Source organism: Bacillus sonorensis NBRC 101234 = KCTC 13918 (assembly GCF_001592005.1).
Classification (GTDB): domain Bacteria; phylum Bacillota; class Bacilli; order Bacillales; family Bacillaceae; genus Bacillus; species Bacillus sonorensis.
Map to the genome: position 1 here is coordinate 101,696 of NZ_BCVZ01000014.1, position 6,123 is coordinate 107,818.

Annotated in this window: 3 protein-coding genes; all 3 read right to left on the reverse strand. The window is 49.5% G+C overall.

The genetic code is table 11. The annotated features are described in order from the left end of the window. Positions 1-17 precede the first annotated feature (17 nt). Positions 18-749, reverse strand: coding sequence for a thioesterase II family protein (locus tag BTR1S_RS15195; protein WP_029418920.1), 732 nt, complete (start codon positions 747-749; stop codon positions 18-20). A 1-nt stretch (position 750) separates the two neighbouring features. Then, positions 751-4,596, reverse strand: coding sequence for a non-ribosomal peptide synthetase (locus tag BTR1S_RS15200; protein ID WP_029418919.1), 3,846 nt, complete (start codon positions 4,594-4,596; stop codon positions 751-753). Between the two features lie 60 nt (positions 4,597-4,656). Beyond that, positions 4,657-6,123: condensation domain-containing protein (locus BTR1S_RS15205; protein WP_082800494.1), on the reverse strand; the 1,467-nt coding region annotated here is incomplete at its 5' end.

Consider the following 6,123-nt stretch of genomic DNA (forward strand, 5'->3'; position numbering starts at 1 on the left):
TTCCGCTTTTTGCTGATTTATTTTTGAGGCTGGCCGGCGGCCGCGATGATCGACCTGATAAGCGCGGATATCTGTTCCGTTTGCGAGAGGAGAAACATATGGCCTCCTTCAAAAGAGTGAAACTCGGCTTCCCGCACCCACTTTTTCCAGCCGTGAGCGTCCTGCATACATTTTTCATCCTTGTCCCCGTTCAATATATAAACAGGCGAGCTGACAAGCGTATGATCGGTATGGAGAAACGACTCCAGCGCACGGTAGTCTGCTCTGAAGGATGGGAGGAAATAATCCATCACCTCCCTGTTTCTTACAAGCTCATCAGGCATTCCCCCCAGCTGGATGATATGGTCAAGAAAGGCATCATCATCATAGTGGGAAACCTTTTTCCGCTTTATATCCGGCGGCTGAATCGCCGAAATGATGACGGCTTTCGGGTATATCCCTGCCTTTTCAAGTTTCTGCGCCATTCTATAGGCGACCATCCCTCCCATGCTGTAGCCAAACAACACAAACGGGCGTGTGAGCTTTGGCTCAAGTGCTGTTTGATACATTCCGACGAGTGTCTCAAAATCATCTACTAGGTCCATTTGATTTGTCCCATGGCCGGGCGGTTCGATCGCCAGCATATCGCAGTCCGCTTTTAAATGCTCATATAGCGGCCTGAATGATGTGGAATAGCCTCCTGCAAATGGAAAACAAATCAATTGCATATCGTTTGAAGCCGGTCCGAAAGCTTTTATTAAATCGTTCATATCATACACCTCCGTTTACTGCAGCGGCCCGCTCGCTTAAAATCTGTCTGATGATCTCCGTATTGCGTTTTACGAAGTCTTCAGCCAGCATTTCATCATGTTTTCCATAACCTTGATATTCTTGATAGGATGCCCGTGTTCCTTCTTTCCAGGAAGAAAGCCATGAAGGGAGCGGTTTTTGATATTCTGATTTAATAAAATGGATATCCGTGCTGACCTGCCCGTTATTGATCAAGCTGACAAAGTACGAATAATATGCTTTCAGCTTTCTCGCGATGCCTTCTGCGACGGCCTCGATCCGCAGGTATTCATTTTCTTTGTTCGCCTCAAGCAGTGCGGCTACGTCAGCTTCGACAGTCCGGCCCTCCAAATCGCTGATATTGTTTTTCATGTACGAATCGATCATGATCAGCTTGCCGACTTTACGGCCGCTTCTTTCAAGCTGCTGGGCCACTTCAAAGGCAAGACCGCATCCCGCGGAATACCCGAGCAATGTCAGCGGCCCTTCAGGCTGAAGCGTCATGATCGTTTCCGCAAAACGTCCGATCCGATCTTCGCTTTCGATAAAATCAAAAGCATACAGCTTGTATTCGCGCAGCTGTTCGGCCAGTTTGCCGTACATGATCCCGTACCCGAGAACGGGCGGGAAAGCAAATACATTTTGGCTGCCTTCCGGATTAAACACGGTTTTTCCCGCTTTATTCGCCATGCCGCCGTCTATATAAGCGGCGATTGCCGCTATCGTCGGAGATTCAAACATGACGTTCACCGGAACTTCCACGCCGAGCTCCTTCAAGATCCGGGAAGTGACGGCCATCGCCTTCAATGAATGCCCCCCGATTTCGAAAAAGTTCTCATCTATGCCGATATGGGCCCGGCCCAGCACCTCTGACCACATTTTTCCAAGCTTTGCTTCCGTTTCATTTCGCGGCTTCTTGAGCTCTGTTCCTGCTGACGCTTCCTCCCCTGCTTCCGGAAGAAGGCGGCGGTTCACTTTTCCGTTCGGTGTCAGCGGCAGCTCATCCAGCATGATATATACCGGTGGAACCATGTAAGCCGGAAGCTTTTCAGCCAAACGGCCGCGAAGCGATTCTTCCGTGACGGCGGCTTTCGCCATAGGGACGACATAAGCGGCGAGGGCGGCATCACCGCTCCCGTTCCGTCTGGCAAGGACAACGGCTTCTTTCACGCCGGCGCACTGGAGAAGCTGTTCTTCAATCTCGCCGAGCTCGATCCGGTGTCCGCGAATTTTCACCTGATCATCAACGCGTCCGATAAAATCGATATTGCCGTCAGGCAGCCAGCGGGCCAGATCGCCCGTGCGGTACATATTTTCTCCCGGAATAAACGGATGCCGGACAAACTTTTCCGCTGTCAGATCAGGCTTGTTCAAGTATCCGCGCGATACCCCGGCTCCGCTCAGGCACAGTTCGCCGACCGCTCCCAGCGGCTGAAGCTGGTCATGTTCTGTCAGAATGAAAGCCGAAGTCTGATTCAATGGCTTGCCAATCGGTATGGAAACGGCTGTGCCGCTTACATTGTCAACAGGATAAAATGTCGCAAACACGGTCGTTTCCGTCGGACCGTACACATGGATGAGCTTGCCCGGCCCCATCTCAGCGAGCGCCTTTCTGACATGGCTGACGGAAGAACGCTCACCTCCGAACAGCACTTTGCGCAGACCTTTCATCCAACTTGTCCCGGCATCGACGAGAAGATTAAACAGCGCCGTTGTCACAAACATGACCGTAATCTTTTCTTTCTCAATCGTTTCGGTGAGCTTTCCAATATGAAGAATGGTTTCCTTGGCGGCAATCACCAGTTTTCCCCCGTTCAGGAGCGCACCGTATAAATCAAACGTAAATCCGTCAAAAGCGTAGTTTGAGAGAGACAGCAAGGTGTCCTCCTGGGAAATATCAATATAATTCGTCTGTTTGACGACCCTTGTAATGTTGGCGTGGGTTGTCAGATTGCCCTTCGGTTTTCCGGTCGTGCCCGATGTATACATGACATACGCGAGATCATCAGGGTGAACGTCCGTCTCAAGGTTTTCCCCGCTTTCATCGGAAACGGCGGGATCATTGATCAACACCGTTTCTTTTGAAAAAGACGCACCCTGTCCGGCGAGCTTCTCCTCGGTCAGCAGGCACACGGCACCGCTGTCTTCAAGCATATATCGAATGCGGTCCTCCGGATATTCCGGGTCAATCGGCAAATATGCCCCTCCCGCTTTTAAAACGGCGAGAATGGCGATCACCATATCCGGAGAGCGGCGGAACAAGAGTGCGGCGACATCGCCCCGGCCAAACTGTTTTTTCCGCAGGACACGGGCCAGTCTGTTGGCCTGTTCATTCAATCTGCGATATGTAAGCGTGCTGCCTTCGGCTGACACGGCCGGTTTATCCGGCATTGATAAGGCATAGTGCTCAAACCATTGCGGAATGGCCAGTCCTGCTTTTGCTCCATCCGCCTGGGGATTAAAGTCAAACAGCAGACGCTTTCTTTCTTTTTCCGGAACGATGGAAATCTCGTCAAGCGGCTGGTCCGGATGTTTGACAATCTGGCTGATCGCTTCAATGAGCTGCTCTTTTAAGCGGCCGATGAATTCCGGATCATAGACATTCCGATTGTACGCCAGCTTGAACAGCATTTCTTCACCGGGTGATGCAAGCAGATTCAAATCATAATTCGATTTTTCAAAAACGCTGACATCGCCCATTGAAAAGCCGGGATTCTCTTCCTCCTGCTGTTTGTTCGCCTCCTGAAGCGGATAATTTTCAAACACGATGATATGATCGATTAAATCCGGCGATGCAGTTTTGCTTTGTATGTCGTACAGCGGTACATACTGATGCGGTTCGGATTCGAGCGATTGCTTCTGCAGGCCGGCGATCAGCTCCGTAAAGCTCGTTTGCCCGTCAAATGTGACCCGTTTGGGAACAACATTGATAAATAAGCCGACCATATGCTCCACACCTTTAATGGCAGCCGGACGCCCTGAGACAACCGTTCCGAAGATTAAATCCCTGGAGCGCTGATAGCGGCTTAAAAGCACCGACCATACTGCCTGAAGCGCCGTGCTCAGCGTGGTATGGTGCGTTTTTGCGAGCTGTGCGAAAGCTGCTGTTTCCTCTTTTGGCAATGTAAACAGCAGCTCTTCGGGCCGATGCCCGTTTTGATTTGTTCTGTTGCGCTGTTCGCTGAATGTCGTCTGTCCTTCAAAGCCGTCTAAATATTCTTCCCAATATGCCAGTGATTTTTGTTTATCCTGTTTTTCGAGCCATTTGATATATTCTTTATAAGGCTTGACCGGGTTTAGCTGGTACGGCTTGTTTTCCCGGAGTGCATTGTAGACTTGAAACAGTTCCTGAACGACAACGCCGAAACACCATCCGTCAAGGAGGATGTGGTGATAGCTCCACACCCATTCATACGTATCCGCTCCCGTTTTGAAAATGGCGGTTCGCATCGGGATGTCTTTTGATAGGTTAAAACCTTTTATTTTATCCTTTTGTTTATAATCTTCGATATGTTTTTTCTGCTGTAGTTCGGGAAGCCCCGATAAATCGGCCTCCTCTACTTGAAAAGACCTTTCTTTTAAGACGACTTGCACCGGCCGTTTCATTTTTTCATGAACGAAAACGGTCCTGAAGATGTCATACCTGTCAATGATCACGTTCATGCTTTTTTCTAATAGATCTTTTTGAAAAGAGCCTTTCACCTGCATGCTGATCTGTTCGATATAAAAGCTTTGTCCCGGATGAAGAAGGGTATGGAACAGCATCCCTTCCTGCATCGGAGATAAATAATAAATATCCTGCACATGCTCTTTCTTAAACTGGCTCATGGCTGGTTCCCCCTTTCAAGAGGTTCACCCGCTTGATCAGCGGGTGAATCCTGCAGATGCTTATTTCAAATTTTCTTCTAGTACGTCAAACAGGTCTCCCATCTCTTCCATTTCCAGATCGCCGGCGCTGAAGTCGCTTGGCGTGAATTCACGTTCTTCTTTAGCCGTGCAATGGTCAATCAATACAAGCAGATAATGCTTAAACCGTTCGATTCTTTCCTGCACGGTCTGTCTGTCAAACTCCCTCGTATTAAAGGAGCATGACATGATCAGCTTTTCTTTGCTGATGATGCCGCTGAAGCTTAGGGCGTAAAGGGCTTCCGACTCTACTGAAACCTGTCGTCCCATATCATATGGGGACAGACCGAAACATTCCGTCTGTATGTCACTGTCAATCTGCCCAAGGTAGTTAAAGCTGATCTCAGGCTTGATTGAGAAATCAATAGCGGCTGTTTGCCGGTTTGTTAAATAGCGAAGGATGCCGTAGCCGATTCCCTTATCAGGAATTTGGCGGAGGCTTTCCTTGACGGTTTTAATCGTTTCAGGCAAGCCTCCCGTTTCAGCGCCTTTTAGAACAACCGGATATTGCGCGGTAAACCATCCCACTGTTCTCGAAATATTCATATGCGGCATGATTTCTTCCCTTCCGTGCCCTTCCATATTGATGCAGACCTCCGGATCATTCGTCCATTCCCTGATCATCAGACTGAGGGCGGACAGCAGAATATCATTGATATCCGTTCCATATGGCTTATGGACATCCGTCAAAAGCAGCCGCGTTTCAGCTTCACTCAGTTCGAACGAAACAGCAGCCGAGTCTTTGATTTTTCTTTCAGCGACGGCGCGGTCTTTCGGCAATTCAGGCACAAGCTCTTTTTCAAGCTCGCGCCAATAGGTGCATGTCTTAAGGAACGGTTCGGATTGGGCATAAGATTCAAGCTCCCGGGCCCAATCTTTAAACGAATTGGTTTTGTCAGGGAAGACAATCTCCTTCTGCTGTCCGGCTTGCTGATAACCGGATGCAAAATCTTCGAGCAATATCCTCCATGACACACCGTCAATGACTAAATGGTGAATGACGATCAGCAAATGATCCCCTTCGGCTGTCCGATACTGCTCCGCCTTTATTAACGGCCCTGCTCCGATATCAAGGCTTGCCTGTAATCGCTCCGCTTGGGCGGCGATTTCCGTTTCAATGTCGGCGACATATTGAAGATTGACAATTCTGAAGGCAAAAGCCTTTTCATTCACGCCGCGGTTATATTGAATCACGCGGCCGTTTTCCCGCCTGTACACCATGCGCAATGCATCATGATGCCGAGTTAATTGTTCCAGCGTTTGTTCAACAAGATCAGGATCAAATCCTGACGGCGCATGAAGCATGACCGACTGGTTCCAGTGATGCTCGTTTGTAAAGCGGCGTTCGAAGAACCAGCGCTGGATCGGCGTCAGCTCGACTTCACCTTCGACAGGTCCTTGATCAATCGGTTGGCCGTCCGTCCATTCGATATATGAACTGATGTGCTC